This window comes from Hydrocoleum sp. CS-953 (assembly GCF_002260545.1).
GTDB lineage: Bacteria > Cyanobacteriota > Cyanobacteriia > Cyanobacteriales > Microcoleaceae > Trichodesmium.
This window is the reverse complement of the sequence record NZ_LGSU01000230.1, coordinates 1-2,508: the sequence shown is the minus strand read 5'-3', so window position 1 is coordinate 2,508 and position 2,508 is coordinate 1. Positions and strand designations below refer to the sequence as shown.

Annotated in this window: 1 protein-coding gene and 1 pseudogene; both read left to right on the top strand. The window is 33.5% G+C overall.

Annotated features, from left to right (window positions below):
* Positions 1 to 286: 286 nt before the first annotated feature.
* Positions 287 to 593 (top strand): annotated as a pseudogene (locus AFK68_RS01955) (ATP-binding protein); the annotation flags it as partial.
* Positions 594 to 596: 3 nt separating this feature from the next.
* Positions 597 to 2,252: a DNA mismatch repair endonuclease MutL gene (gene mutL, locus AFK68_RS01950; RefSeq protein WP_371357200.1), complete on the top strand. Its 1,656-nt coding sequence runs from the start codon at positions 597 to 599 to the stop codon at positions 2,250 to 2,252.
* The last annotated feature ends 256 nt before the right edge of the window (positions 2,253 to 2,508 follow it).

Genomic DNA, 2,508 nt, shown 5'->3' with positions numbered 1-2,508 from the left:
AAAGAGGAATAATCCTTAGCAAAATTAGACAATTTTTCAGATTAGGCCACTTCTGTTTCAAGTAAAGCAGGAATAAGTTTTTTTTCCAGAGATTGAGCTTGAAGTTTAATTTTATGTTCCACATACTTATAAGCCTTTTGTTACCTAATAATTAAGGTTTAAAGCCTCTCACTCGCTGTGGAGAAACAAGAAAAAATTTTCCTTTTATTCAATCCTCTTCCTTTTAGGTAGAGGTAATTATCAATTATTCATTATCAATTATAAATTATTGAATACCTTGATATAAATGCAATCTAAAATTCAAACCTTACCAAAAGAAGTTGTTAACTTAATTGCCGCCGGAGAAGTAATTGATTCTTTAGCAGCAGTAGTACGAGAATTAGTAGAAAATTCTTTGGATGCTGGTGCAACTCGCATCATAATTTCTATTATTTATGAACAGTGGCGAGTACAAATTTCTGACAATGGAATGGGTATGAATTTAGCTAATTTAAAACAAGCTGCTAATCCTCATAGTACGAGCAAAATTACTAATCTTCAAGACCTGACAAAAATTACCAGTTTAGGATTTCGTGGAGAGGCACTTCATAGTTNCTTTGGATGCTGGTGCAACTCGCATCATAATTTCTATTATTTATGAACAGTGGCGAGTACAAATTTCTGACAATGGAATGGGTATGAATTTAGCTAATTTAAAACAAGCTGCTAATCCTCATAGTACGAGCAAAATTACTAATCTTCAAGACCTGACAAAAATTACCAGTTTAGGATTTCGTGGAGAGGCACTTCATAGTTTAGCTAATCTCTCAAATTTGGAAATATTAAGTCGTCCTAAGTCACCTATTTCAGAGAATGAAAATGAAGGTTGGCGAGTTGTTTATAATGAGGAAGGAAAAGCTGTTGAAGCTGAAAGAGTTGCTATTGCTCCTGGTACTATTGTTAAGGTTTCTAATCTTTTTGGAAAATGGCCTGTACGTCGTCACGGAATGCCTTCTCCGGCGCAACAAATGCGAGGTATACAATTAATTATTCAGCAAATATCTCTTTGTTATCCTGATGTTACTTGGCAAGTTTGGCAAGGTAGTAAATTATGGATACAAATTAGTCCGGGTGCTACGGCAAAACAAATTTTACCTCAAATTTTATCGACGGTAAGATTGAGCGATTTACAGTATATTCAACAAGAAATTGATGAGGAAGAAGCAGAAGAATTAAATATCAAAAAATTTAATTTTTCCCAATATCAAGATTCTCAATTTTTGGATAGACAATCATTAGAATTAGTCTTAGGTTTGCCAGATAGATGTCATCGTAGACGACCTGATTGGGTTAAGGTTGCTATTAATGGGAGGGTGGTAAAAGTCCCAGAATTAGAACAAACAATTATTAGTTCTTTAGCTCGAACTTGCCCTCGCGATCGCTATCCTGTTTGTTTTGTTCATTTACAAATTTTTCCCTATCAAATTAATTGGAATCGTCATCCGGCAAAAACAGAAATTTATCTAGATAATTTGAAATTTTGGCAACAACAAATCAATCTAGAAATTGGTAAGTCATTACAATTTAGTGCGGATATTATGCCAGAATTTCCTTTATCAGAAAGAGTGGAAAAAATCTTAAAAGTCTCAGAAAATACAGGGAATTATCAAACTCGTCGAGCTATAGAAGTTTCCCCAGATAATACTGAAGAAAAAGATGGAGAATTAGGATTAATAGAATTAAAAGCGATAGCTCAATTACACAATACTTATATAGTAGCTGAACATCCGAGTGGAATTTGGTTGATAGAACAACATATTGCCCATGAAAGAATTTTATATGAAAAATTATGCGATTATTGGCAAATAATTTCTTTGGAAACTCCGATTATTTTGCATAATTTATCTTCAGCTCAAATAGAACAACTTCAACGCTTAAATATAGAAGTAGAAACCTTCGGAGATTTACTTTGGGCAGCTCGTACTGCTCCGGCAATGTTAGCTAAAAGAAATGACTGTGCTGATGCTTTAATTGAACTTAGTAAAGGAGGAGATTTAGAATCTGCTAAAGTAGCTACTTCTTGTCGAAGTGCTATTAGAAATGGAACTCCTTTAAGTTTGCCAGAAATGCAACGTTTATTAAATAGATGGCAACTTACTAGAAACCCTCGTACTTGTCCTCATGGCAGACCAATTTATTTACCTTTAGAAGAATCAGCTTTAGCTCGTTTCTTTAGACGACATTGGGTAATTGGAAAAAGTCATGGAATTTGAACAGTTATCAGTTAGCCTCCTATGGTCGTAACTGCGCAATTCAGTTATCAGTTGGGAAAATGACAAATCAAAGTTATACTAAATTAGGCGATATCTCTATTTATTAGTTCTACAAAATAAGCAGACAGCAAGGAGCAAAAAAAAATACATTTTTATCAATTATCTAGATTATAAATTTAACAGAGTATGTAGGCAAAATTAAACTTACAACATTTAGAATGAGTAAATTTCCCAAAACTATAGCAATCCTAAATAG